The 24,437-nt window shown below is 49.3% G+C and carries 26 protein-coding genes and 2 tRNA genes; 11 read left to right on the forward strand and 17 right to left on the reverse strand.

All coding sequences use genetic code 11. The features are described from left to right. Positions 1 to 37: 37 nt before the first annotated feature. From ANT_RS06840 to ANT_RS06860, 5 genes are all read right to left on the reverse strand, one after another. A complete protein-coding gene (locus ANT_RS06840) occupies positions 38 to 1,714 on the reverse strand; it encodes a ribulokinase (protein ID WP_013559779.1) in 1,677 nt (558 codons plus the stop codon). A 12-nt stretch (positions 1,715 to 1,726) separates the two neighbouring features. Continuing rightward, a complete protein-coding gene (locus tag ANT_RS06845; protein ID WP_013559780.1) occupies positions 1,727 to 2,815 on the reverse strand; it encodes a M24 family metallopeptidase in 1,089 nt (362 codons plus the stop codon). Between the two features lie 19 nt (positions 2,816 to 2,834). After that, positions 2,835 to 4,271 carry an L-fucose/L-arabinose isomerase family protein gene (locus ANT_RS06850; RefSeq protein WP_013559781.1) on the reverse strand — a complete coding sequence of 479 codons (1,437 nt, stop codon included), beginning with the start codon at positions 4,269 to 4,271 and terminating at the stop codon, positions 2,835 to 2,837. Between the two features lie 16 nt (positions 4,272 to 4,287). Further along, the gene (locus ANT_RS06855) at positions 4,288 to 5,331 is read right to left on the reverse strand and encodes a LacI family DNA-binding transcriptional regulator (protein ID WP_013559782.1); all 1,044 of its coding nucleotides are present in this window, start codon (positions 5,329 to 5,331) and stop codon (positions 4,288 to 4,290) included. A 216-nt stretch (positions 5,332 to 5,547) separates the two neighbouring features. Further along, positions 5,548 to 5,621: transfer RNA gene (locus ANT_RS06860), tRNA-Val, on the reverse strand. Positions 5,622 to 5,686: 65 nt separating this feature from the next. Here ANT_RS06860 and ANT_RS06865 point away from each other — a divergent pair. Beyond that, positions 5,687 to 6,448, forward strand: coding sequence for a fumarylacetoacetate hydrolase family protein (locus ANT_RS06865; RefSeq protein WP_013559783.1), 762 nt, complete (start codon positions 5,687 to 5,689; stop codon positions 6,446 to 6,448). Between the two features lie 11 nt (positions 6,449 to 6,459). Here ANT_RS06865 and ANT_RS06870 read toward each other — a convergent pair whose 3' ends face one another. Then, positions 6,460 to 7,158, reverse strand: coding sequence for a putative sortase (locus ANT_RS06870; RefSeq protein WP_013559784.1), 699 nt, complete (start codon positions 7,156 to 7,158; stop codon positions 6,460 to 6,462). A 198-nt stretch (positions 7,159 to 7,356) separates the two neighbouring features. On the opposite strand from ANT_RS06870, the gene ANT_RS06875 reads away from it, so the two are divergent. The 9 genes from ANT_RS06875 (at position 7,357) to ANT_RS06915 (ending at position 15,559) form a co-directional block, all read left to right on the forward strand. Continuing rightward, positions 7,357 to 8,115 carry a YebC/PmpR family DNA-binding transcriptional regulator gene (locus ANT_RS06875; protein WP_013559785.1) on the forward strand — a complete coding sequence of 253 codons (759 nt, stop codon included), beginning with the start codon at positions 7,357 to 7,359 and terminating at the stop codon, positions 8,113 to 8,115. 6 nt (positions 8,116 to 8,121) lie between these two features. Beyond that, on the forward strand, positions 8,122 to 8,625 hold the full coding sequence (gene ruvC / locus ANT_RS06880) for a crossover junction endodeoxyribonuclease RuvC (RefSeq protein ID WP_013559786.1): 504 nt from the start codon (positions 8,122 to 8,124) through the stop codon (positions 8,623 to 8,625). Further along, a complete protein-coding gene (locus ANT_RS06885) occupies positions 8,622 to 9,437 on the forward strand; it encodes a TrmH family RNA methyltransferase (RefSeq protein WP_013559787.1) in 816 nt (271 codons plus the stop codon). The genes ruvC and ANT_RS06885 overlap by 4 nt, the downstream gene beginning before the upstream one ends. After that, entirely contained in the window at positions 9,434 to 10,009 is a 576-nt protein-coding gene (gene ruvA, locus ANT_RS06890; protein WP_013559788.1) for a Holliday junction branch migration protein RuvA, read from the forward strand. Before ANT_RS06885 ends, ruvA begins: the two co-directional genes overlap by 4 nt. Positions 10,010 to 10,104: 95 nt before the next feature. After that, positions 10,105 to 11,772, forward strand: coding sequence for a F0F1 ATP synthase subunit alpha (gene atpA / locus ANT_RS06895; protein ID WP_013559789.1), 1,668 nt, complete (start codon positions 10,105 to 10,107; stop codon positions 11,770 to 11,772). Between the two features lie 13 nt (positions 11,773 to 11,785). Continuing rightward, positions 11,786 to 12,688 (forward strand): ATP synthase F1 subunit gamma, encoded by a 903-nt coding sequence (gene atpG / locus ANT_RS06900; protein WP_013559790.1) that lies wholly within the window; start codon positions 11,786 to 11,788, stop codon positions 12,686 to 12,688. 15 nt (positions 12,689 to 12,703) lie between these two features. Further along, positions 12,704 to 14,104, forward strand: coding sequence for a F0F1 ATP synthase subunit beta (gene atpD, locus ANT_RS06905; RefSeq protein WP_013559791.1), 1,401 nt, complete (start codon positions 12,704 to 12,706; stop codon positions 14,102 to 14,104). A 9-nt stretch (positions 14,105 to 14,113) separates the two neighbouring features. Continuing rightward, positions 14,114 to 14,530, forward strand: a complete 417-nt coding sequence (locus tag ANT_RS06910; protein WP_013559792.1) for a F0F1 ATP synthase subunit epsilon — start codon at positions 14,114 to 14,116, stop codon at positions 14,528 to 14,530. A gap of 24 nt (positions 14,531 to 14,554) precedes the next feature. Then, positions 14,555 to 15,559, forward strand: coding sequence for a rod shape-determining protein (locus ANT_RS06915; protein ID WP_013559793.1), 1,005 nt, complete (start codon positions 14,555 to 14,557; stop codon positions 15,557 to 15,559). 60 nt (positions 15,560 to 15,619) lie between these two features. Here ANT_RS06915 and ANT_RS06920 read toward each other — a convergent pair whose 3' ends face one another. The 11 genes from ANT_RS06920 to ANT_RS06970 all read right to left on the reverse strand — a co-directional run bounded on the left by ANT_RS06920 (position 15,620) and on the right by ANT_RS06970 (position 23,439). After that, positions 15,620 to 16,240 (reverse strand): redox-sensing transcriptional repressor Rex, encoded by a 621-nt coding sequence (locus tag ANT_RS06920; protein WP_013559794.1) that lies wholly within the window; start codon positions 16,238 to 16,240, stop codon positions 15,620 to 15,622. Positions 16,241 to 16,381: 141 nt separating this feature from the next. Beyond that, entirely contained in the window at positions 16,382 to 17,080 is a 699-nt protein-coding gene (locus ANT_RS06925) for a zinc metallopeptidase (protein ID WP_013559795.1), read from the reverse strand. A gap of 123 nt (positions 17,081 to 17,203) precedes the next feature. Beyond that, positions 17,204 to 17,275 (reverse strand) — tRNA-Arg (locus ANT_RS06930). Positions 17,276 to 17,363: 88 nt separating this feature from the next. Continuing rightward, a complete protein-coding gene (locus tag ANT_RS06935; protein WP_013559796.1) occupies positions 17,364 to 18,233 on the reverse strand; it encodes a GNAT family N-acetyltransferase in 870 nt (289 codons plus the stop codon). After that, positions 18,230 to 18,775, reverse strand: coding sequence for a tetratricopeptide repeat protein (locus ANT_RS06940; RefSeq protein ID WP_013559797.1), 546 nt, complete (start codon positions 18,773 to 18,775; stop codon positions 18,230 to 18,232). The genes ANT_RS06935 and ANT_RS06940 overlap by 4 nt, the downstream gene beginning before the upstream one ends. After that, entirely contained in the window at positions 18,775 to 19,449 is a 675-nt protein-coding gene (locus tag ANT_RS16225; RefSeq protein WP_013559798.1) for a helix-turn-helix domain-containing protein, read from the reverse strand. Before ANT_RS16225 ends, ANT_RS06940 begins: the two co-directional genes overlap by 1 nt. Before the next feature lie 23 nt (positions 19,450 to 19,472). Next, a complete protein-coding gene (locus ANT_RS06950) occupies positions 19,473 to 20,792 on the reverse strand; it encodes a TadA family conjugal transfer-associated ATPase (RefSeq protein WP_013559799.1) in 1,320 nt (439 codons plus the stop codon). 11 nt (positions 20,793 to 20,803) lie between these two features. Further along, entirely contained in the window at positions 20,804 to 21,091 is a 288-nt protein-coding gene (locus tag ANT_RS06955; RefSeq protein ID WP_013559800.1) for a DUF6812 domain-containing protein, read from the reverse strand. 4 nt (positions 21,092 to 21,095) lie between these two features. Continuing rightward, on the reverse strand, positions 21,096 to 21,815 hold the full coding sequence (locus tag ANT_RS06960; RefSeq protein WP_013559801.1) for a response regulator transcription factor: 720 nt from the start codon (positions 21,813 to 21,815) through the stop codon (positions 21,096 to 21,098). Position 21,816: 1 nt separating this feature from the next. Beyond that, complete coding sequence (locus ANT_RS06965; protein WP_013559802.1) at positions 21,817 to 23,061, reverse strand: GAF domain-containing sensor histidine kinase; 1,245 nt, start codon at positions 23,059 to 23,061, stop codon at positions 21,817 to 21,819. A gap of 36 nt (positions 23,062 to 23,097) precedes the next feature. Beyond that, on the reverse strand, positions 23,098 to 23,439 hold the full coding sequence (locus tag ANT_RS06970) for a sensor histidine kinase (RefSeq protein ID WP_349675157.1): 342 nt from the start codon (positions 23,437 to 23,439) through the stop codon (positions 23,098 to 23,100). Positions 23,440 to 23,498: 59 nt separating this feature from the next. On the opposite strand from ANT_RS06970, the gene ANT_RS06975 reads away from it, so the two are divergent. Continuing rightward, complete coding sequence (locus ANT_RS06975) at positions 23,499 to 24,308, forward strand: transposase (protein ID WP_172634560.1); 810 nt, start codon at positions 23,499 to 23,501, stop codon at positions 24,306 to 24,308. Positions 24,309 to 24,437: the final 129 nt, after the last annotated feature.

The following is a 24,437-nucleotide window of genomic DNA, read 5'->3' on the forward strand; positions in this document are numbered from 1 at the left end:
AAACTGCTAGCGGTACAAAAGTTTGTGCAGGATGAGACTATACCTTTCCCCTGATGGAGGCTTTCAAGGCTTTCAATCGTTTCATGACATCGTTTGCGCCTCGCCCGAAATAATCGTGGAGAATTAAGTATTCCTGATAAAGTTTATCGTACACTTGCTGATGTTCCGGGATAGGACGGTATACTTCATCACGCAGGTGAGCCATGTGTTTTGCTGCCTCGAAAATATCATCGTATCCTCCTGCCGATTTTCCGGCGGCTACGGCGCCAAACATGGCTGAACCCAACGCTGGGGTTTGATGTGCGGCAGCAACGCGGATTTCTCGCCCGGTGACATCTGCGTAAATTTGCATCAGCAATTTGTTGCGGTCGGGTAACCCCCCCGTCGCAATCAATTCGTTAACTGGAACCCCATGATGGACAAATGTCTCAATGATTACCCGAGTACCATAGGCAGTGGCTTCGATCAAGGCGCGGTAAATTTCTTCCGGTTTGGTTAACAGGGTCATGCCAAGCATCATACCGGTCAGGTCAACATCCACCAGAACGGAGCGGTTCCCGTTCCACCAGTCCAGAGCCAGCAAACCGCTTTCGCCAGGTTTCAACTGGGCGGCTTTTTCTTCTAAGAGGGCATGAATGTCCACTCCTCGCTGGCGGGCTTCCTGCTGATAGTGTTCTGGTACACACTGTTCCACAAACCACCCAAAATGGTCTCCCACACAGGATTGCCCGGCTTCATAACCGAAAATGCCTGGAATAATTCCGTCTTCCACGTATCCGCAAATCCCTGGAACAAAATGCTCACTTCGTGATAAGACCATGTGACAAATCGAAGTTCCCATGATCATCACCATTTTGCCTTCTTCTGTCACAGTTGAGGCAGGTACCGAGACATGGGCATCAACGTTTGCCACGGCAACAGCAGTTCCAGGCTTCAGTCCGGTCCAGCGTGCGGCTTCTTCAGTCAGGTACCCCGCACATTGTCCAATGGAGACAATCTGCCGGGACATTTTTTCATCTACAATGTTTTCCAGGCGTGGGTCGAGGGCACGGAAAAATTCTCTGGGAGGGAAGCCTTCCTGTTTGGACCAGATGGCTTTGTAGCCAGCAGTGCAGGAATTGCGGGTTTCTTCGCCTGTGAGTTGCCAGACTACCCAGTCTGCCGCTTCAATGAAACGCTCTGCAGCAAAATAAATTTCCGGATCTTCGTTCAAGATTTGCCAAACCTTTGGAAAAAACCACTCCGAACTGATTTTCCCTCCATACCGATTCAAGAAAGAATATCCGAGTTCGGTGGCTATTTCATTCAAGCGATTGGCTTCAGGCTGTGCGGCGTGGTGTTTCCATAGTTTAACCCATGCGTGCGGGCGATTCCGGTATTGAGGAAGAACGCAAAGAGGGGTGCCATCTTTCAGGGTGGGAAGCATGGTACACGCGGTAAAGTCAATCCCTATTCCAATAACATCGGCGGGATTTACCCCGCTTTGTTGAAGAACGGCGGGAATGGCATTTTGAAACACTCTGATGTAATCTTCCGGGTCTTGCAATGCCCAGTCAGGTTCTAGGCGGAGGTTGGACTCAGGAAGAACCTCGTCGATTACACCATTCGCATAGGTATATACTGCTGTAGCGATTTCCTGTCCGTTGGTGATATCTACCAGCACTGCACGTCCCGATTCGGTGCCAAAATCTACGCCAATGGCATACTTGGGCATGTGTCCCTCCGTTTATATTTCTAAAATCGCTGGACGGCGAATTAGAGTCCCACTTACCTCGATTTCCAGTGTGGGCCAGGCGGAGATTTCTGTCAGGATTTCGAACCCTTCTTCTTTTACCAAGATGGTATCCTCGCTTTTGGTACCGGTGATGGAAGGATTCCAGGCATAGGCCTGACCTGAAACAACTCGTTCCTGACTCTCCAGGGTGGCAATCCATTCGCGAGGTTCGTAACCAGCGGGTCCACCCTGGTGATGCAGTTTCCACTCGTCGGGGTAGCCTGTAGTTTCATATGCCAGTGTGATATCTTTGAACACATCTCCGAGTGTTCGTCCTGTGCGCGTAGCCGAAAGGGCGATGGCATCTACGTAAGCCGTAGCGCGGGCTTTTCGTTGAATCTCATCAGGAAGTTTTCCAAAGTGAATTAAACGGGTGAGGGAGACCACTAACCCATATTTTCTGCCACACAAGACCAGCATGGCGTAGCGTTGCAGAGTTTTTGAGGTGGCAGGAGGGTGTCGATAGCGGAAGATGCGTTCATCGGTAGCAATCAGGCGAACGATTGGTTCAACACCCCGGTTGAGACAGGCATGGGCAAGCACAGCAGAGATTTCGTATTCGCTCATTCCCGGGCGAACGGCAAAAGCGGCTTCTGCCATGGCTTGAGCACAGAGTGAGGAAACTTCACGGAGCCGGTTTTGTTCTTCGGGGGAGAGGATCGAACGTAGTCGTGCAATCTCCAGCGATAAATCGGTGAAGCCGGGTGTGGGGAAGTCACTTCCCAAACGCCATCCCCGGGTCATGGTATTCAGAGGGGATTCGGATGAAAACCAGTCCTGGAGTATGATCTTCCAGCCTTGATTTTCTACCCGATCCTCTTCGAGAAATCTGGGGGCTTCGATAGTGTTGGTTACCAGATAGGCGTGTTCCTGGGTAACCAGCAAAGAGGCTTCTCCAAACGAGGAGGCGGTATTAATCACGGAACTGAGTCCGCCGGTGAGCCAGGAAAACGAACTGGCTTTTCGAAGGAGAATCCCATCCAAACCACATTGTGCGAGTAAAGTTCGCAGATTGCTCAGTTTCAGGGCAATTTCGTCCATGGCTCAGCCTCTTGAATAATTAGTGGTGATAGTAAACCTGCCATCCCAAATACTTGGTGAAGGCTTCGTTGACTGCGTCTGCAACCATGGATGGATTGATGGCAACATGATGCTCGAAACCATTCTCACAAATGTAAGCCAGCAATTTCTGGAAATTTGGCACGTGGACAACGCCGTATCCTCCAAAGGTTTTCAGGGTATCCTCTGTTAAATGTCCTTCGCCTACATAGGCAAGAATGCGCCCGTGAAGGTCATCTGTGGATACCCGGCAATAGGTAAAAGGCACGGCTTTCAAGCGTCCAACGACTGTTCCATAGGTGTTCTCTTTTCCTACCGAGCCGGCGATAATGGCTTGATAGTCCATTTGAGGAGCGTCTTCCTGTGAAGCCGCGGCTTCCAGGAACAAATCCTTGGGCAGGTTGGAGCAGTGGAAGATGACACCTTTATCGGGGTCATCGCCGTAGTTGTTATTCCAATCTACAATTGCCGAGGGTTTTCCCGAGGCTAATGCCAGTGCCAGCATGCCTACAGCACCGGCAATATCCGTTTCGCAAGCCGATGGTACGAGGGAGTTGCTCATCATAGACATCAACGTGCATGGCACTACACCGTAGAATTCTTCCATGGATGTCCAGCATTGTAACGCTGAGGCAACCAGTTGATTCTCTGCCATCCAATCTTCAATCACGACCCCGAGTTTTGCCATGCGTATTAAGGCTTCGCCAGGGGTATTCTTTGTTGGGACATAGGATTGAATTTGCTCAATTTTGGCTTTCACTTTGGGATCGTCAGCATGTAAACGCGCCGCACGTCCAAATATTTCTGAGAGGTCAATGGTTTCTACACTGATTCCTGTGCGTTCCAGCAATTTTTCGCTGTACCGGACCGTATTGAAGGCGGCGGGTCTGGCGCCAATTGCCCCAAACCGTGCATTGCGCAATCCTCGGACTACCCGGCAGACGGCGGCAAAACGACGCAGGTCAGCCCGGAAACTTTCGCTTTCCGGATTAACTGTGTGAAGGCTGGTTAGACTGAAAGGAATACCGTATTGGGTAAGGTTGTTGCACACCGACATTTTTCCACAAAACGAGTCTCTGCGGTCTGCAACCGTCATACGAGTCATGTCGTCCGGAAAGGCGTGAATCAGCACAGGCACATTCAATCCTGCCCAACGCAGGGTATTGGCAATGGCTTTTTCTTCGCCAAAATTAGGTAAAGTGACCAGAATGCCATCAATTTCATCTCGATGGGCTTTGAAAAGTTCGGCACATTTCTGTGCATCGTTCAAGGTGACAATTGATCCCACCTTGGTCTCGTTTTCATCAATGATGATTGGATGAATTCCTTCCTCTTCAAGAACCTTAAGGATGGTTTTGCGTCCAGTGATACAGAGATGGTCGGGGAAGAATCCTCGATTGCCAACAATTACACCTAACGTCACGGGTTTCATATGCATTTTCTCCTTTCATCGCTTAATTACTTTTGCGTGATGATTCGCGCACAATTAATTCCGGTTGTAGCCAGATGATTTCAGAAGCGTGCACATCGTGTTCTTCGTTGCACAATCGGTGATGAAGCATTCTCACGGCTTGTGCACCCAGTTCGGTGAGCGGTTGCCTCAGGGTGGTGAGCGGTGGATTGAAGAACGCTGCTTCAGGAATATCGTCAAACCCTACCAGCGCAATATCCTCCGGAACGCGAATACCCAGTTGACGGGCGGCTTTGAGCGCGCCCAATGCCATCTGGTCATTGCATACAAAAACTCCATCCAGGTCCGGGACTTTTTGAATCAAAGTCATAAATCCCGCTTCTCCACTGGCAGCTTCCCAATCCCCAACCACCTTCAAAGCAGAAATCTCGCTTTCTTTAACTCTTCCTGATTCAAGACAAGCCGTTTTCCATCCTGCCTCACGTTGCTGAGATTCCCACCATGCTTCCGGTCCGGTAATAATACCGATTTTCTGGCATCCCCTTGAAAGCAAATGCAAGGTGGCTAATCGTCCCCCATTGAAATTATCCACTGCAGCCACCTGGCACCCGGGGCGGGGATTCATATTGATAAACACTACCGGAACATCGATTTGAGCCAGGTCCTCTAACAATTCCTCACGGTGAGGACCAATCTCGGGCACTGCCCAAACAATCCCATCCACTTTGCGCATAAGCAGATTGGCAATCAGTTGACGTCCGCTGTTGATTTCGGCTTGCCGCACCAGGCTCAAAAGAATTGAATACCCGAGTTCGTTGGCTTGCTTTTCAACACCGGTCAGGGCGCGAGAAGGACCATAGTATCCTAATCCGTAACCGACCACCCCTATCGTGTGGGTTCGCCCCTGAATCAGACTTCGGGCTACGTAGTTCGGAGAATATCCCAGGCGCTCAATCGTATCCTGGACGCGTTTGCGAGTCTCATCAGACACATCCGGGTGTTGATTGAGTACGCGTGAAACTGTTTGGGCGGACACCCCCGCCTCGCGGGCAACATCGCGAATCGTAACCTGTTTTCTGGAACGCATTTCCGTTACCGTTCACGGGATTTTTTATTATGGTAGCATGTCTGGATGACGGAGTCAACCCAAAACCCCCATGGATTTTCGGAAAAAGGAAAAATTTAGTGAATGCTCAAAACTTTGGGAAAATTTTTGGATGATTGGGGAGTGGATTTATAATTTTAAAAAGACGGTTATTTTATTTTTTTTCTTCTGCTCTGACTAAAGGGAAGAAAAGAAAAGTGGGCGGAACAGGACTCGAACCTGCGACCCCATCCTTGTAAGGGATGTGCTCTAACCGACTGAGCTATCCGCCCGTGCCAGCAAATTATACATGATTTTTTAAAAATTGGGTGTATCATCTGTAGAGTGAGGAAAAACGATGAAATTTCTTCAATTTTCTCTTAGTGGCGAATCCCCCCGTACGGGATGGCTGTACCAGGATCGGATTGGCGTTGTAGAAGGTTCCATCTTTGGCGAGTATCGGCGGATGGAAGCCGTATTTCCTTTGGATAGAGTTCGCTTGATGGCGCCTCTTCACCCGGGAAAAATCATTGCAGTGGGAAGAAATTATGTGGAGCATGCCAGAGAACGCGGTGCCGAGGTTCCAGAAGTTCCGTTGATTTTCTTGAAACCTCCCAGCAGTGTCGTGGGACCAGGAGACCCCATCTTGCTGCCTCCACAATCTCAGCGTGTAGATCATGAGGCTGAACTGGCGGTAGTCATTGGGAAAAGAGGACGCTGGATTGCTCCGGAACAAGCCATGGATTTTGTCTTTGGATATACCTGCGCAAATGACGTTACTGCGCGAGATTTACAACAAAAGGATGGACAATGGACACGGGCGAAGGGCTTCGACACCTTTTGTCCCCTGGGACCGTGGATTGAAACGGAGTTGGACCCCTTTGATGTTCTGATTCAGTGTAAGGTTAATGGAGAAGTTCGTCAGGTAGGGTCTACGAAGGAAATGGTGTTCTCCATCCCGCAGTTAATTGCCTATATTTCTTCGGTAATGACACTTGAACCCGGCGATATAATTTTGACTGGTACTCCGGCGGGAATCTCGCCTCTCAAAGCGGGGGATTTGGTAGAAATTGACATTGAAGGGATTGGAACGCTGTCCAATCCCGTAAAAGAACCTTAGCATCTCCCTATCTATCGGGGGGTGGGGACGGCTTCCAGAAGGCTCGACGGGTTGGCTGAAAAAATCTGCAGAGCGTCAAATTTTGTTTCCGTTGAGGAGATTGGGGCGGCTACAATGAAAAGCCTGCCCCAGGAATCGATTTGTCCGCGGGCGACGCAGGTTTGCAGGATGAGTTTCCCCGGTTGGGCATAAATTTCCTGAAACAGCGCTGAAGCCGATAAGACTCTTTCAGGGTGTTCCAGATCACGAAAATCACTGGTTGGGCTTTCAGGGGTAAGGGCTTGGAATTGCAAAATTTGTTCCACCCGATACCATTGCCATACACCACGCTGATAGTAACCTACTTCATCCCCTGCTTTTAGGGAAAAGAAATCTTTTCCGGCAAGGGTGTTGTGGGCCAGCAAACCAACTGAGCCGAATTTTTCCGCAAGGGCAAAGTACGTCAGTTCATCTGGACGGGAAGAGACAAAAGCATGGGCGTTTTGTGGTTGCAGGACGACGGGATAGGCAAATACATCCGGAGCAAACAGCCCTGCAAAAGCCTTATCCGAGTCAATTTGTTTCTGAAATGTTCTAAGGTCGGAAACAAAACGGTTTTCCTGGGTATCAGAAGACTCGCCTCCTGTTTTTGGTACTCCCAGAAAGGTGGGATGGGAAGGGCTAAGGAAGAATAAAAGGAAAACCAAATAAAACCAGAGGAATTTTTTCATAATAAAATTTCGCTATTTGGTAATTTAAACATAATTTACAAATATTATTTTAGTATATTTTAGTGGTTTGAAAAGTTATTCTTGAGCATGTGTAAGGCCGTTGTAAACTTGAGAGAATGGGGAGAAAGCCCAAAGCGAATATGGTATAATGGAATCCCTGGGAGAATTCCCAATGTTCTGGAATGAGGAGATTCAGGTATGTCTGGCCATTCAAAATGGGCAACGATTAAGAGAAAAAAGGGTGCAATGGATGCGAAGCGGGGGCAGTTGTTTACCCGACTGACTCGCGAAATTGTCATGGCGGCTCGAGAGGGTGGTGGCGATCCAGAAACCAATTTCCGTTTACGCCTCGCAGTGGAAAAAGCCCGTTCCCAAAACATGCCAAAAGAGAATATCGAACGCGCGATTAAGCGTGGGACGGGAGAGTCTAAAGAGGGAAATGCATTCGAGCAGGTTTTTTATGAAGGGTACGCTCCTCATGGTGTGGCTTTAATGATTGAGTGCTATACCGAAAACCGTAATCGCACGGTTGCCGAGATTCGCCATTTGCTCAGCCGTGCGGGTGGTAATTTGGGTGAAGCGGGTTCTGTGTCCTGGCAGTTCAAGCGCATGGCTTATTTCGCACTTTCTGCTTCCAAAGTGGATTTTGACCGTGTGTTTGAAGTGGCTGTAGAAAATGGTGCGGAAGATGTGACGCAGGATGGCGACACTATCGAAGTGTTTGCTCCCGTGGAAAACTTCAAAGTTCTCAGTGATGCGTTCCGCAACGCGAAGATGGAACTGGAAGAAGCCGAACTTCGTATGATCCCCACCAATGAAGTGGAACTGGGAGTGGAGGAAACCCTTCAGGTTCTTCGCACGATTGATACGATTGAAGAACTTGATGACGTGCAGAACGTTTATCATACGATGAAAATTTCGGAAGCCGCCCTTGCGGCGTTGGAGAACGAAGCCTGATGCCCTATGCTGGTCTTGGGAATTGATCCAGGAACGGCAACTACAGGGTATGGCTTGGTTCGGGAGTCGCAAGATGGAAGTCTGCATTTGGTGGGTTATGGTGTAATCCAGACTCCAGCCGGCTTGGAAGAAGAAAAGCGTCTTCTTCTCCTTTATCACAAATTAAATGAGTTGATCCTTCTCCACGCTCCAAATGCCGGGGTTGTGGAGAAGTTGTTTTTTCGCCGAAACGTGACCACTGCAATCGGTGTGGGACAAGCCCGCGGGGTGGTGTTGCTGGCACTTGCCCAGCATGGTATACCGGTCTGGGAATATACCCCCATGGAAGTTAAGCAGTCGGTTAGTGGTTACGGAAATGCGGATAAACGCCAGGTGCAGTTGATGGTTCAGACCTTGTTAAACCTTGAAGAGTACCCCAAACCCGATGATGCTGCGGATGCCCTGGCTGTAGCGATTTGTCACCTGCATCATTACCGTTGGAAATCCTTTGAGAAAGGTTCAGGACGATGATTACCAGCCCGGCCAATGAACAGGTTAAGCGTATTCGCCGTTTGCAGGAGCGCAAGGAAAGGGAGCGTACCGGGCTGTTTTTTCTTGAGGGCATCCGCATTGTTGCAGAAGCGGCGGAGAGAGGGGAAGCCTTTGAAACCTTGATTGTCTCCCCGGATCGCCTGCAAAGCGACTTTGCCTGGAAACTGGTAGAAAATTTGCGAAGAAATGGAACCCCCATTTTAGAGGTAAGCTCTCTGGTATTTGAACGGCTTTCTCAGAAAGAAGGTCCCCAAGGCATTGCCGCGGTGGTTCATCAACGCTGGATGCCTCTGGGTGCAGTGTCGGTTGAAAATGGAAAACCATGGGTGGCACTGGACTCAGTGGCTGATCCAGGAAACTTGGGCACAATCTTACGAACGCTGGATGCCGTAGGTGGCGCTGGAGTCATTTTGCTGGATCAATCTACAGACCCCTATGATCCCTCGTGTGTACGTGCCAGTATGGGGGCGCTTTTTGATCTTCATCTGGTTCGTACTTCTTTTGAGCAGTTCCGAGATTGGATAAAAAGGCAAACAGGTGTTGCCCTTATTGGGACATCCGGAGCAGCAAAACAAGACTATCATGACTTCCCTTATCCTTCTCGATTGGTATTGTTGATGGGAAGTGAGCGATTGGGATTACAACCGTACCATCTTGAACTATGCGATGAGGTGGTGCGAATCCCCATGGTTGGCAGGAGCGATTCCTTGAATTTGGCAGTGGCTACAGCCGTGGTGTTGTATGAAATTTTTAACCAGCAGCGTCAGAAATCTTTGGGAGTGATGCCGTGATTGCGTACGTAGAAGGCAAAGTTCTGGAATTGGGGGAAACCTATCTGGTCATTCAGGTAGGCGCGGTGGGTTTACAGGTATTTGTTCCTTCGACATTGAGAGCCAAAGCGAGAGCCGGTGAAACCCTGGTTTTGTTTACTTACCTGGTGGTACGGGAAGATTTGATGGCATTGTATGGGTTTGAAACACCTCTGGAAAGAGAATTTTTTGGCTTGCTATTAGGGGTGAACGGCATTGGACCTCGACTGGCAATCAGCATTCTTTCGGTCCTTTCCGTTGATGCCATTCGCCGCGCTATTCTTAGCGAACAACCTGAAGTGTTGAGCCGGGTACCCGGTGTGGGTAGAAAAAATGCCCAGAAAATTATCTTGTCTCTGCAAGGAAAAGTCACGGCAGAGGGCCTGGAAGGTGTTCGTCCGATGGCGGAAGTAGATCAGGAGGTATTGGAAGCGTTGACCTCACTGGGGTACAGTGTGGTGGAGGCTCAAACGGCAGTGCAATCCATCCCCAAAGATGCCCCTATGGATTTGGAAGAGCGCTTGAAATTAGCCTTACGTTATTTTTCCACATAAAGGTTGTTTGCCAAATGCTTGAACTGGACATTTGATGACCTTTCAGGTAAGATTATTCCATCCTTGAAATAAAGATTTGAGGTGTTGGAGGCTCCATGACCGATTTGATTAAGCAACTGACGATTGACCTGCAATCTAAGATTGAGACGTTTAAACCGGAAGTAGAAGTTCGTGATATCGGGACGGTCATTGAAGCAGGTGATGGAATAGCTCGAGCGCGTGGTCTTGCTTCTGTGCGTTCCCAGGAATTGGTGGAATTTTCAAATGGGGTCATGGGGATTGCCTTCAATCTGGAGCATGATTCGGTAGGAATCATCATTTTAGGGGACTATCGTTCCATCAAAGAGGGCATGACTGTTTACAGTACCGGGCGAATTGCCTCAGTGCCGGTAGGAAATGGCTTGATTGGTCGGGTGGTGAATGCTCTGGGCGAGCCTATTGATGGCAAAGGGCCCTTGCAATTCAGTGGGTATCGCCCCATTGAACGTATTGCGCCTGGGGTGATTGCCCGCCAGGATGTGGATACCCCTGTTCAGACAGGAATCAAAGCGATTGATGCCATGATTCCCATTGGACGTGGGCAACGAGAGTTAATTATTGGCGATCGTCAAACGGGGAAGACGGCTATTGCGATTGATACGATTATCAATCAGAAAGGCAAAGACCTGATTTGTATTTATGTGGCGATTGGGCAAAAGAAAGCCGCTATTGCCCGCTTGATTGCTACATTGGAACGATATGGTGCTATGGAACACACGGTGGTGGTGGTAGCCTCAGCGGATGAGCCAGCCGCCATGCAGTACATCGCCCCTTATGCAGGTTGTGCGATTGGCGAAGAATTTATGGAAAGTGGGAAGGATGCCCTGATCGTTTATGACGACCTTTCCAAGCACGCCTGGGCTTACCGTCAGGTTTCCTTGCTCTTACGCCGTCCCCCAGGTCGCGAAGCCTATCCCGGAGATGTGTTCTATCTCCATTCCCGTTTGCTCGAACGTGCCTGTCGCCTGGCTACGGAATATGTGATTGTACCGGCGGCTTTTGAAGGAAATGAAGCCCAAGCCTCGGATGCTGTTGATGGCAAAGTATATGGAGGCCCTCTCTCCCGTCACGATGCTGAAAACGCCATCAAGCAAATGGAAACCCCCGAAGCCTATAAGATTGTCAAACGCGCGGGGAGCGGTGGCTCCCTGACAGCCCTGCCTATTATTGAAACTTTGCTCGGCGATGTTTCGGCTTATGTTCCTACAAACGTCATCTCTATCACCGATGGGCAGATTTACCTGGAAAACGATTTGTTCAATGCCGGCATTCGCCCCGCAATTAACGTAGGTATTTCGGTTTCCCGGGTGGGTGGTTCGGCGCAAACGCGTGCCATTCGCCAGGTGGCAGGTCGTCTGCGTCTGGATATGGCGGCTTTCCGGGCACTGGCAGCGTTTGCACAATTGGGCTCCAGTTTGGATAAAGCCACGCAAAACCAGTTGAATCGTGGTCAGCATTTGCAGGAAATCCTCAAACAACCCCAGTATGAACCCGTTTCTCTGGAGCATCAGGTGATTGTCCTCTATGCGGGTACGAATGGCTATGCCGATCAGGTGCCACTGGATCGGATGCGTGCCTGGGAACAGGATTTGTTGCGCTTTATGGATACTGGTTACCCGGAAATTGGGCGAAAGATTGCAGAAGAAAAACGCATCAGTGAAGAAACCGAAAGGCAGTTGAAAGAGGCTCTGGAAGCCTTTACCCGTTCCTGGGTGAACGCCTGAAAGGGGTTGAAGCATGGCGTCTACGCGAGAAATGAGACTGCGTATCCGCAGTGTCAAGAATCTTTCTCAAGTCACCAAGGCTCTGGAAACGGTCAGTGCCAGCCGGGTACGCAAAGCGATCCAGGCAAATAATTCCAGCAAACCCTACGCCGAAAAAGCCTGGAAAGTTCTTGTGCATCTGGCGAGACAACCCGGGCATGATGCGCTTCATCCGTTGCTGGCAGACCGTCCTGTAGTTAGGCGCGCGCTGGTTATTCTGGTGACCAGTGATCGAGGGTTGGCTGGCTCTTACAATGCCAATATTTTTCGTCATACCCTGCATGAATTCAGTCAGAAGCCTTACCCGGTAGATTTTGTGGCTGTAGGCAGAAAGGGAAGGGATTTACTTCTGCGACGCAGAAAAAATGTAATTGCAGAGTTCAGCGATTTACCTTCTCCGCCTTTGTACAGAGAAGTAGCTCCTATTGCCAGTTTGGCGATTGAGGACTTCGAGAAACAAAAGTATGATGAGGTGTATATCTGCTATACCCAGTTTATCAATATGATGCGGTATGAGCCGGTAACCCGCAGGTTGCTTCCCTTGAAAATCCTCTATAAAGATGAAGCCCCCGATATCCATACGCTGGATGCAACTCATCGCACTCATTCGGTTTTCTCTTTTGAACCGGACGAAGGGGAAGTTCTGAGTAATATTGTGCCTCACTTTACCGGGATTCAAATTTTTCAGGCGATTTTGTCGGCACAAGCCAGTGAGCATGCGGCGCGCATGATTGCCATGCGTAACGCTACGGAGAGCGCGCAGGAATTGATTCAATCGCTTCAACTTGAATATAACAAATTGCGTCAAACACTCATTACAAACGAAATGCTGGATATTGCTGGTGGGGCAAACGCCCTGGCACAGGAAAAAGAATAATTCGGGAGGTCATGCATGGTTCGTCAGGCAACCGGTCGAGTGGTTCAAATTCAAGGCAGTGTGGTAGATGTCGAATTTCCGGCGGATGATTTGCCAACCATTTATGAAGCATTGGAAGTTTTGCCCCCTTCCGGGGAGCCTCTGGTTTTAGAGGTGCAAAAGTACCTTGGGGATAGTTGGGTTCGCACGGTTGCCATGGATACAACCGATGGCTTACAGCGTGGAATTCCAGTCAGACGGACCGGCGCTCCAATTACTGTTCCAGTAGGTCCATCCACGTTAGGGCGAATCTTTAATGTGATTGGCAAGCCCATCGATGGTAAAGGATCTGTGGAGAGCGACATTTACTACCCGATTCACCGTCCGGCTCCTAGATTCGAAGATCAATCTACTCGTGTTGAAGTATTTGAGACAGGCTTAAAGGTGATTGATTTAATTGCCCCGTTTACCAAGGGTGGAAAAACAGGGATTTTTGGTGGCGCAGGGACTGGAAAAACTGTTATCATCATGGAACTGATTCGTTCCATTGCTACGGTACATAAGGGAAACTCGGTCTTTGCTGGAGTGGGTGAGCGCACCCGTGAAGGCACCCAGTTATACCGCGAGATGCTCGAGTCGGGTGTTATGAAAGATACCGTGATGGTGTTTGGGCAGATGAATGAGCCCAGTGGCGTACGCTTGCGGGTGGCGTTGACGGCTCTGGCAATGGCAGAATATTTCCGGGACCAGGGCAGGGATGTACTGCTGTTTATTGATAACATTTTCCGCTTTACCATGTCGGGTTCAGAGGTTTCCGCTTTGCTGGGGCGTATGCCTTCCGCGGTAGGGTATCAACCCACGCTGGCAACCGAGATGGGCGAATTGCAGGAACGCATTACATCCACGCATCAGGGCTCGATTACTTCAATGCAGGCAGTGTACGTACCTGCAGATGACTATTCCGACCCGGCGCCAGTAGCAACTTTTGCGCACCTGGATGCTACAATTGCCCTGGATCGTGCGATTGTGGAAAAAGGCATTTTCCCTGCGGTGGATCCTCTTGTCTCCACCTCGCGCATTTTGGACCCGCTAATCGTCGGTGAGGAACATTACCGCACTGCTCGTGAGGTACAACGTGTTCTTCAGCGTTACAAGGATTTGCAGGATATCATTGCAATTCTTGGGTTTGACGAGTTGAGTGAAGACGATAAATTGATCGTCTCGCGAGCCCGTAAAATTGAACGATTCTTCAGTCAACCCATGTTTGTGGCGGAACAGTTTACCGGGCGCCCGGGTGTTTATGTTCCGCTCCGTGAAACCGTGCGAGGTTTCCGTGAAATTCTCGATGGTAAACACGACGATTTACCCGAACAGGCTTTTTACATGGTGGGGACCATTGATGATGCAGTGGCTCGCGCTCGGGAATTGCAGGGTTAGGAGATAGATATGCCAATCCGCTGTGAAATTGTTTCGCAGGATCGGGTTGTCTTTGCAGAAGACGTGGATATGGTGATTCTTCCGGGAGGGGGTGGACAAATGGGGGTGTTACCGAACCACTCTCCCGTACTAACCACCTTGCAATATGGCATCATCCATGTGAAAAAGCAAGGGGAAGAGTATTATTTTACTGTGGCGGGGGGCTTTGCCGAGGTACAGCCTGATCAGGTAACCGTTCTGGCGGATGCCGCCGAAAATGTTGAAGAAATCAATCTTCAGCGAGCCGAAGAGGCGCGGCGCAGGGCAGAGAATTTGCTCAAACAGGGCATACCGGAAGATACCGACGAATATCTTAACATCCAGGCTGCGTTGCGCCGTTCTAATCTGCGTATTGAAGCGGTCAAAAGATACCGGCGTCATCACTAAACATCTACGATTCAGGGGAGTGCCATGGCATTATTCACGCGTGAATTGGGCATTGATTTGGGAACAACGAACACCATCATTGTCGAAGGCAACCAGATTCTGATTAATGAACCCACGGTAGTGGCAGTAGTGGTGGCTGAACAAAAGATGGTGGAGTCAGGTAGAGCGGCGCGTGATATGTACGGCCGAGTCTCTGATGCTATTGAAGTGGTTTGGCCTCTTCAACACGGTGTCATTGCAGAATACGAAAAAACCGAAAATTTCCTGAAGTTTCTGGTTCGTAAAGTCTCAGGCCCTATGCAATTGTTCCCTCCGCGGATTATGCTCACTGTCCCCTATGGGGTCACCAGTGTGGAAAGCCGCGCTGTTCATGAAGCGGGGCTTGGGGCCGGCAGAGAGGTATTCCTAATTCCACAACCCATTGCCGCGGCTTTGGGGGTGGATTTACCCATCGGTACACCTTCGGGAAACATGGTTCTTTCAATTGGTGGTGGGACTGTGCAGGCTGCCGTGCTGGCAATGTATGATATTGTTCGGGCTGAAACGCTTCGTACGGGCGGTATTCGGATGGATGAAGCCATTATCTCGTACGTGCGTAAAAAATATGGCGTGATTATTGGTCAGCCTACCGCTGAACAGTTGAAAATCCGACTTGGGGCAGCCATTCCCCAAGATCAACAGCAAACCATGGAAGTCCAGGGGCAGGATCAGGTCAGTGGGCTTCCCAAACCCGTGTCCTTAACCAGCGAGGATATTATTGAAGCCCTGCAGGAACCTTTGCAGGAAGTAGTTGCTTGTGCGAAACGGGTTTTGGAAAAAACTCCTCCCGAATTGATTGCCGACATTATTGATCGGGGTGTCGCTCTTTGTGGAGGAGGCGCTCTTCTCAAAGGAATTGACAGGTACTTAACCAAAGCCCTGGGAATTCCCGCTTACTTGGTGGACAATCCTACCACTTGCACTGCCGAGGGAGCTGCTCGGGCGTTTTCCATGCGGGAAGCGCTTTCGCGTAGCCTTTTACCGACTTAATGAACTGAAAAAAATTAAAAACGAGACAGGACTGGCTTATCGTTGCCAGTCCTGAATTGCTTAATCCAGGTAATAAGTCATTCGTTGTAAATGGATGATGGGATCTACATATTGAACATGCACATCTTCTGGCACAGATAAGGTGATGGGAGCATAGTTTAAGATGGCTTTTATCCCTGCCTGAATCAGTTGGTTGGTAACGCTCTGGGCGACCTGCGCCGGCACGGTTAGCATAGCAATTTTGATGTGATGAGATTGGATGGTTTCGATCATGGTTGAGGTATGCAATACAGGAATTTGATGAATGACCTGCCCCACTTTTTGTGGATCGGAGTCAAAGATTAACGCTACCCGAAAGCCATGCTCGGTGAAGCCCTGGTAATTGGCAATGGCTTTTCCTAAATTACCCGCACCGATTAGCGCCATATCCCAAATACGGTCTACTTTGAGAATTTGTTTTAATTGGGTGACAAGAAAAGGAACAGAGTAGCCCTTACCCTGTTTGCCAAACTCTCCATATTGGGAGAGGTCTTTTCGAATTTGAGCCGCAGAAATACCGATTTGTTCCCCCAATTCTTTTGAGGAAGTCACGGCGTAACCTTGTTCAAGCATATGTTCAAGTGCCTGCAGATACCGGGGCAAGCGACCAATCACAATGTCGGGAATGGGTTTGTCGTTCATGCACACCTCTGCAAATAATTTGTATTTATTTTACCCTAATTAGCAGAGGTTGTGTTTATTTTCACATCTTGCTTAAAGTCAAACACAGGTTGTCGGGGAACCGGCAACCTGTGCTGGATGGCTAATAAACGGGGATCTCTCTTATTCTCTCTGGCGTCCAGAGAGCAGGAAGATGTAATATAACACCGTAGAAATGGCTTGGACTGCTGCGGCTACGTAAGTAAGGGCGGCGGCATCTAATACTTTGTTCACTCCTTCCATTTCCCCATAGTAGACCAGCCCGCCATCGGCTAAGACAGTCTTGGCTCTGCGGCTGGCATCAAACTCAACGGGCAGGGTAATCAATGCAAATACTGCAGTCGCTGCGAACAACCCCAGTCCAATCCATGCTACTGTGTTTCCCATCAGGAAAAAACCCAGCATGAAGATAATTGGGCCAAGCCATGAGCCAATTTGCACTGCTGGGACAATGGCGGAACGGATTTGCAAAGGAAAGTATCCTTCGTGGTGTTGAATGGCATGTCCGGCTTCATGAGCGGCAATACCTGCGGCAGCGATGCTGTTGCTATGGTATACCTCTGGGCTGAGACGAAGAACGCGTGCCACAGGATCATAGTGATCGCTTAAAAAACCGTTCACGGCTTCTACCTGAACATTGGTCAATCCGTTCATATTCAGAATACGTCGAGCAACTTCTGCACCGGTCATGCCTGAAGCATTGCGTTTTCGGGAATAGGTATTGAAAGCCGATTGGACTTTAAATTGTGCCCAAAATCCTAACAATAAAGCGGGTAAACTGAAGAGCAGGTAAAGGAGATACCCACCACCATACGCTCCCATACAATAACCTCCATTTTTCGAGACATGCTTTTGTCTTGAAAGATAGAATACCAGAACTTTATAAGAAGGGGATTAGAACGATATCAAGAAAGTGTAAAAGTTACCGAAGATTTAAAAAACAGGCGCGCCTGCCGAGACTCGAACTCGGGCTTCCACCTCCGGAGGGTGACGTGATATCCACTTCACTACAGGCGCTGACGCCCCAAATTATACACTGCCTTCTTAAGACTGGCAAGTTTATCCCTTTTTATCTTCGTTCTTAATTGGGATACCCAGCAGGGAACTAGTAAAGTGGCAAGATAAAAACCGGAAATTGCTCCCCCGTCAGGTGAAAGCCACATCGTTGATAAACATGCAAAGATGCGGCATTCGTGCTTTGCGTGTTGAGGGTAACGCTCTGCAGGCCTTTATGGAGGATAAAATGTTCCAGCAAATCTCTGATGAGCGCAGCCCCCAATCCTTTATTTTGCATCTCCGGGGAGACAGCTAACCGCGCGAGGTGCGCTTTGGATTCGCTCTCTGTACTCATCTGGTAAGCCACAAGTTTCCCGTTAACTTCCAGAACTGTTTTATAGGTACACTTCTGAAAAGCGTTGGAAAGGTCTATCTGGCTTAATTGCCAGAGGGGCTCGAAAGCCGCATGATCAATTGCGGTTACCAGAGGAAGGTCTTCAAAGCCCATTTCTCTGATTATTCCGTCTCTTAAAAGCGGTGTTTGACAGGATACAAAATTAAGATCATATGTCATCATCACCACATCCTGGTGATGATGAAAACCTGAGTCCTGAAGAAGATGAGAAAACCAATCGCTTAATCCAAGGGAAGCAATAAATGACACTTTCCCATATTCACGGTGCCATTCCACGTTTTTTTCCAGAAGTTCCACCAGAACTCTGGAGGGGGAAACAAACAGGTCTGCTGCAAAGATGCGTATCCAGGACGCTAGAGGAGGATCAGCAGGTGAGGCAAGGAAGCCGATAATTTGAGAGTCTTTTTCTGCCAGCCAGAAGGGTTGCCAGCCAACCCAATCCAGAGCATTTCTCCAATCCAGGTGTTGATGGAGGTAAATAGTCTTCCGTAAAAACGTTTGCAGGGATGGTTTGTCTTCAGGCGTAACCGGTCTGAGATGATGATGACGTTGAAACCAATTCACTTTTTCCCTATCATCTTGAATGGAAGATCGATGATTTTCTTCAGCAATCGTTCCCTTAGAGAAAGTTTTTTCTGTTCTTCGAGTGCGGCATCCATGCTGGCAAGGGCTTCAAACTGGCGGTTGGTTCGAATTTGCAGAGACGAGATGGCTTTAAGCACCACGGCGCGCATTTCCGAATGGTTTATCTGCTTGAACAATGCGGCGGCACGTTGATAATGCTCCAGTGCTTCTTCCAGCCGATTCAAGCCTTCCAGGGCTGCAGCATAGTTGGCAATGGCGATGCCTTCCCGTTCTGTATCTCCGGCTTTGTGGAAGATTTGCTCGGTACCTGCACAAGCATCGAGTGCCCCCTGGGCATCGCCTGCCTGCAACAGGGCAACACTACGGTTGTTTGCCATTTCTGCAGATTTCAGAACGTCTCCGAGTTCGGCAAACGCTTTTGAGGCTTTCTCAAATTGCTCTGCCGCTTCGAGATGCTTTCCTGAGCGGTAAAGCCGTTGTCCGTGCTCGGCAAGTTGGTCTGGAGTAAGTTGTTTTTCCATCAATAGGTGATCTCCAAAAGGCTTTCAGCAATCAGACGCAGACGATTGGCATCCAGTTCAGAGAGACGCATTGCCAGTTCCAGGTAGGGGCGGTTTACCGGCTGGGCAATGAATTGTTGCATTTCTTCCGGAAGATTTTCAAATTGTTCTGCCCATTGTTTCTGAAGGCGACGCTTGGCAATGGGTCCTTTCTCATCCAGGAACTGGCTGAGGGGAACCTCCAGCGCTTCGGCAAAAGTCTCCAATTCTGGCAGAGGAATTTCCCGCGTTCCGTTCTCGTATGCGAGCAGTACATCTTCCTCAATCCCTGTTTTCTGGGCCAGTTCACCGGTTGAAATTCCTTTTTTCTGTCGGAAAAGACGTAAACTGGCTGCTATGATGCGATTCCGTAACTTGAGGGCAGTGCTGACGTTTTCGGGTAGTGTTTCCTGTCTCTCTGCAGAAACAGGACGATTGTCCCAGAACACATCAATTGGGACGTTTAAGTACAGGGAGAGCAATTCCAGTTGCGGTAAAGTGGGAGAACCTTCTCCCCGTTCAAACTGGGAGTACTCTTCGGGGGAGATTCCCAGAATTCGGGCGCAATCTTCCAGGGAACGGCATAAACTGCGCCGACTGTCATAAAGGATTGCACCTAACTTTTTTCGACGAATCAGGATGAGCCGATTGTCCATTTGCTCTCCTCAGCAAGATAAATTTACCTGCGCCGACCCCCACCCAGAATATCTGCCAGGTTTGCTCCAAATACTTCGGGACCCAGTTTGAATCCCGCGGCTTCCAGCCTGGGGGTAAAGAGGGGACGAATTCCGGTTGGTTTGAGTTCACCCAACACTTTCCCGTCGGTGGAAATTCCGGTTTGTTCGAATTTGAAGATATCCGTCATGACAATGGTGTCCCCTTCCATGCCGGCAACTTCCGTAATGGATACCACCTTACGGCTTCCATCTTTCAGGCGGGCTACCTGAATGATTAAGTCAATTGCAGAAGCAATTTGTTCACGAATAACCCTGACAGGTAATTCCATGCCCGACATGAGGCACATGGTTTCAAGGCGGGAAAGGGCGTCGCGAGGGGTATTGGCGTGCAGGGTGGTCAGTGAACCATCATGCCCGGTATTCATTGCTTGCAACATGTCCAGGGCTTCACCACCACGGCATTCTCCAACCACAATGCGATCGGGGCGCATGCGCAATGCATTACGAACCAAATCGCGAATGGTTACCGCATTTCTACCTTCAGAGTTTGGGGGTTTTGTTTCCAATCGGACAACGTGTTCCTGTTGTAACTTCAATTCCGCGGCATCTTCAATGGTCACAATGCGTTCATCCTCAGGGATGAAACTCGATAAGATATTCAGAAGGGTGGTTTTACCCGAGCCTGTACCGCCGGAGATGATAATGTTCAACCGTGCAATCACACAAGCCCGAATAAAGTTTGCCATGTTCTCTGTGATGGACCCATAATTGATCAATTGCTGAATGGTGAGTTTATCTTTTTGAAATTTGCGGATTGTAATGGTGGGCCCATCAATCGCGCAGGGTGGAATCACTGCATTGACACGAGAGCCATCAGGCAAACGGGCATCGACTGTGGGACTATCGGCATCAATACGGCGTCCCAAAGGGAGAACAATTTTCTCAATGAGCCGGATAACCGCCGCATCATTTTCAAAGGTGATGTTGGTCTTTTGGAGTTTCCCTTTTCGTTCGATATAGACCAGTTTGGGACCATTGACCATGATTTCGGAGATGTCTGGATCATCCAGTAAAGGCTGTAGGGGACCAAACCCGAGCAAATCATCCAGAATATCATGGAACAGTTGATCTCGAATGCTGTTGGGTAATTGAAGACGAGTGGTCTGGTAGGCTTGCATCAATAATTGACTCACTACCTTCCGGCGATCTTCTCCACCAGAGGGAGGCGGGTTGGACTCAAGTTCCCGAGATACCACATTAATCAGGTAATCTTTCAGTTTAGCGAGGTCGGCTTGGCGTGGTGCTGCACCTGGATTGTTCATGGACTCTTCCTCTAAACGCTTTGGATCTCTTCGTCTGGAATGATCCAGACTACATGTTCCTTATTCAAAGTCAGGAAATTGCTTTTATACACTAAATTTCCCTGGAGGTCGAGGACGCTCGCTTCTGTGATTGCGATAAATTGAATGGAGGCGTTTAATTCATCAATAATACGTTCGCTTGGTCGCACATGAAGCGTACCCCGAATGGTGTGCTGGGTTGTTTGCACAATGACGGGCACAGGTTTTTTGGAAATCACCTGCGTAAAAATTTTTCCTTTTTCATCGTATTGAGTGACCATACTCCTATTTTCCTGTTTCAGAAGAGTCTTTTTCCATGGGAGGCATGAGATATCCCAAACCGGAGCGCGTTACAATGTGTACCGGGTTATGGGGATTGTCTTCCAGTTTCTGTCGCAGTCGAGCAATACTTACCCAAAGGATTTCTTTGTCCTCTTTATACTGTGTACCCCATACGGCGGTAAGCAGTTCTTCGGGGGAGAGGACTCTACCCATGTTATGGGCAAACTGGATGAGGAGACGGTACTCTGTAGCAGAGAGAAATACGGGTTTGTCATCCTTCCATACCTCAGCGCGAGCAAAATCAATCTTCAAATTCCCGTGGGTGAAATACCGATTTTGCGTTACTGCCTCAGCGGTTTGAGCCCTTCTGAGTACCGCTCGTACTCGTGCAATTAACTCGGTGGCAGAAAAAGGCTTAACGACGTAATCATCCGCACCTACATTCAAGCCTTTCACACGGTCCTGTTCTTCCCCCTTTGCTGTGAGCATGATAATGGGGACACTGGAGAACTGCCGAATCCGTTCACAGGTAGAAAATCCATCCAGATGAGGCATCATGACGTCCAGAATGACCAGATCGGGTTGGCGGGAGGAAATCAATTCCAGGGCTTCTTCTCCATTGCTTGCCGTGCTGACAAGATACCCGGCGGCTTCGAGATTGACTCGAAGTAAATGCTGGTATCGAGGTTCATCATCTACCACCAGAATATGAGTCGCCGCCATTTTAAGCCTCCTCCGAAAGTTCGCCAAAATCCCCACCTTTCGGTTGATGTAAGGGCAGTCGAATGATAAAGGTGGTACCTTTTCCCTGGATGGAGTTCACCTGAATATTCCCATGATGGGCTTGGATGATTTTCTTACAAATAAAGAGCCCCAGTCCTGTCCCATGGATATTTGGTGAAGCGTCCGGGTTTCTGAAGAACCGCTCAAACACAAAGGGCAGGTATCGCTGTGGAATCCCGGGACCGTGGTCTTCGATGGTTAATGTAATTTCTCCATCCTGTTCTTTTATTTTAACCCAAACATCTGAACCGGGAGCATATTTGATGGCGTTGTGGAAAAGGTTTTCCAACACCTGATTGATTCTTTTAGGGTCGGCTTCAATTGGTGAAAGAGGGGTGTCGGTTTCCAAATGGGCTGTAAATGTGGGATGATGCATTCGCAGGTGTTCGATGGTTGACCGTACCAGCGAGTCCAATCTTACAGGTTGGAAAATCATCTTGAGTGTGCCGCTCTGCAAGCGCGCGGAATCCAGCAGGTTTTCGATCAGTTCTTGCAGGCGGTCGGTTTCCTGATCGATGATTTTCAGAAACTCCTGTTGCATCTGAGGATCCCATTCGGTATCTGATCGAAGCAATGTTGTGGTATATCCCTTAATGAACCCCAGTGGAGTGCGCAATTCGTGCGTAATTGTGGAAATGAAATCTTCTTGAACGCGACTTTCCTTGCTTTGGGCTTCTAACAGGTCGTAGGCTTTCTGGAGGTTTTGGCGCTCTACCAGCAGACTGATCTGTTGAGCAATAAACTGGGCAAGGTGGATATAGGCTTGATTAAACGGAGGTCCACCAAAACGAATCAGCACCAGGACGCCCAAAGTCCGCTCTCCCGCCTGGAGTGGAATTCCCAGGATATAAGGGCTAGCCAGGCGATTTTGGGCAGAGACGGTTGCTGGCTCGATGATCTTAACTTCTGGATGGTCCATGATTTGATTGGCGATGTTTTCTCCCCAGGCAATATCGGCTTCGGCAGAGCGTCCTCTTCCAACTGCTCTGGCAAACATGACGTCCAGTGTATGGTGAAATGGATCTGCCAGATAAACTGCCAAATTATCGAATATGAAAATGGAACGCAGAAGGGGCACAATCTGGTCTAAGGCGGAATTCCAGTCGGTGCTTTGTGTGACGATTCGACTAATTTCATATAAGTGATGAACTTCAACCGCTTGCGTGGTTGGATCTGGTGTGGTCATTTCTTAATTAAACTCCCCACTGTTTTTCTCGCTCTTTTAGCCAGATACAATCTTCAACGCAAAGGAGAAAGTACTTCCTTTGCTTTCTTCTGAGTGGACGTGAATGACTGAACCATGGGCTTCAATGATACGACGTGCCAGCGCCAACCCTAAACCTGTTCCGCCGGCTTTCCTGGTTGAACTGCCATCCAACTGAACAAATGGCTCAAAAATTTGTTCTATTCGATCTGCAGGAATACCGATTCCGGTGTCAGAAACCTGAATCTTGAGGAATCCTTCGTCTCTTTCGGTAAAAAGGTGAACTTTCCCCGCAGGAGGGGTAAACTTGATGGCGTTGTCCACCAGTTGCATTAATACCCAGGAAATGCTCTGTTGCAATCATGGTTGAAATGTGGTAAACATACGGTATGACCACACGAGAAAGCAGATACGTCCGAGTGGCGAGGATCGCCTACCGGCTTGCCAAACAAGCATTACCGATGTATTCACATGCCAAGAGTCCCCATCACTTCACGTTGCCGCAGTTGGGGGCCTGTGTTTTGTTGATGTTCTACCTGAATCTCAGCTATCGCGACATGGAAGAATGGCTGCTGGCAAGCGATGCGGTTGGTAAGGAGCTGGAATTACCGCGTGTTCCCGATCATACGACCCTGCAACGTACCTACGCCAAGATACGCAAAGCGGATTGGATGCGCATGAACGAGACCTTGCTCGAGGAAATCGGACGGCCTGAAGAAGAAGGGGTGGCTGCCGATAGTACCGGCTTCTCACCCGGCCCGGCCAGTTCTTACTACCAAAGCCGTTCGGGAAAAGCCTATCGCCACTGGGCGAAGGGCGTTTATGCCGTTGGAATTGTCTCGCAATTCATCCTTGCGATGCAATCCGGCTGGGGTCCAGGTAGCGATGCCCCTTATCTGGGCTATCTGCGCCGCAAAGCCAGGCGGTTTGCCAAACGTCGGGCTTGGGTCTTGCTGGCCGATTCAGGGTTCGATGGTCGGACTGTCCGGCCTCAAGACTTGATTCCACCCGTTCGGCGAGGTGGAAATTTGCTGGCCCCTGAACGACGAGCAAGAAGCGAGCTTGTCTCTGCGGCTCGCCTGGATGGTCTCTATGGTCAACGCTGGAAGACCGAAACCGTGAATTCGGTCATCAAGCGCAAATTCGGGCAAGCCATCCGCTCGCGGAAACGCAGCCTGCAAAACCGAGAACCGATTATCAAAGGACTGGTCTACAACATACACCGCTAGGTGTATCTCTTCCTAACCTATCTTTGCAACAGAGCAAATTGCCCAAATAATCAAAGCCGCAGTGAGCCAACGGAGGACCGGGCCAGAAAGAAAAATCCCGCCGATCATAGCACCGCTATCCAACGCAGG

Origin of the sequence: Anaerolinea thermophila UNI-1, from assembly GCF_000199675.1 — a bacterium.
In the GTDB taxonomy this organism is placed as follows: Bacteria; Chloroflexota; Anaerolineae; order Anaerolineales; family Anaerolineaceae; genus Anaerolinea; species Anaerolinea thermophila.

Coding starts and splice junctions, on each gene's coding strand:
- ANT_RS06840 (WP_013559779.1), bottom strand. CDS start 1,714: ATGCCCAAGTATGCCATTGGCGTAGATTTTGGCACCGAATCGGGACGT.
- ANT_RS06845 (WP_013559780.1), bottom strand. CDS start 2,815: ATGGACGAAATTGCCCTGAAACTGAGCAATCTGCGAACTTTACTCGCA.
- ANT_RS06850 (WP_013559781.1), bottom strand. CDS start 4,271: ATGCATATGAAACCCGTGACGTTAGGTGTAATTGTTGGCAATCGAGGA.
- ANT_RS06855 (WP_013559782.1), bottom strand. CDS start 5,331: ATGCGTTCCAGAAAACAGGTTACGATTCGCGATGTTGCCCGCGAGGCG.
- ANT_RS06865 (WP_013559783.1), top strand. CDS start 5,687: ATGAAATTTCTTCAATTTTCTCTTAGTGGCGAATCCCCCCGTACGGGA.
- ANT_RS06870 (WP_013559784.1), bottom strand. CDS start 7,158: ATGAAAAAATTCCTCTGGTTTTATTTGGTTTTCCTTTTATTCTTCCTT.
- ANT_RS06875 (WP_013559785.1), top strand. CDS start 7,357: ATGTCTGGCCATTCAAAATGGGCAACGATTAAGAGAAAAAAGGGTGCA.
- ruvC (WP_013559786.1), top strand. CDS start 8,122: ATGCTGGTCTTGGGAATTGATCCAGGAACGGCAACTACAGGGTATGGC.
- ANT_RS06885 (WP_013559787.1), top strand. CDS start 8,622: ATGATTACCAGCCCGGCCAATGAACAGGTTAAGCGTATTCGCCGTTTG.
- atpA (WP_013559789.1), top strand. CDS start 10,105: ATGACCGATTTGATTAAGCAACTGACGATTGACCTGCAATCTAAGATT.
- atpG (WP_013559790.1), top strand. CDS start 11,786: ATGGCGTCTACGCGAGAAATGAGACTGCGTATCCGCAGTGTCAAGAAT.
- atpD (WP_013559791.1), top strand. CDS start 12,704: ATGGTTCGTCAGGCAACCGGTCGAGTGGTTCAAATTCAAGGCAGTGTG.
- ANT_RS06910 (WP_013559792.1), top strand. CDS start 14,114: ATGCCAATCCGCTGTGAAATTGTTTCGCAGGATCGGGTTGTCTTTGCA.
- ANT_RS06915 (WP_013559793.1), top strand. CDS start 14,555: ATGGCATTATTCACGCGTGAATTGGGCATTGATTTGGGAACAACGAAC.
- ANT_RS06920 (WP_013559794.1), bottom strand. CDS start 16,240: ATGAACGACAAACCCATTCCCGACATTGTGATTGGTCGCTTGCCCCGG.
- ANT_RS06925 (WP_013559795.1), bottom strand. CDS start 17,080: ATGGGAGCGTATGGTGGTGGGTATCTCCTTTACCTGCTCTTCAGTTTA.
- ANT_RS06940 (WP_013559797.1), bottom strand. CDS start 18,775: ATGGAAAAACAACTTACTCCAGACCAACTTGCCGAGCACGGACAACGG.
- ANT_RS16225 (WP_013559798.1), bottom strand. CDS start 19,449: ATGGACAATCGGCTCATCCTGATTCGTCGAAAAAAGTTAGGTGCAATC.
- ANT_RS06950 (WP_013559799.1), bottom strand. CDS start 20,792: ATGAACAATCCAGGTGCAGCACCACGCCAAGCCGACCTCGCTAAACTG.
- ANT_RS06955 (WP_013559800.1), bottom strand. CDS start 21,091: ATGGTCACTCAATACGATGAAAAAGGAAAAATTTTTACGCAGGTGATT.
- ANT_RS06960 (WP_013559801.1), bottom strand. CDS start 21,815: ATGGCGGCGACTCATATTCTGGTGGTAGATGATGAACCTCGATACCAG.
- ANT_RS06965 (WP_013559802.1), bottom strand. CDS start 23,061: ATGACCACACCAGATCCAACCACGCAAGCGGTTGAAGTTCATCACTTA.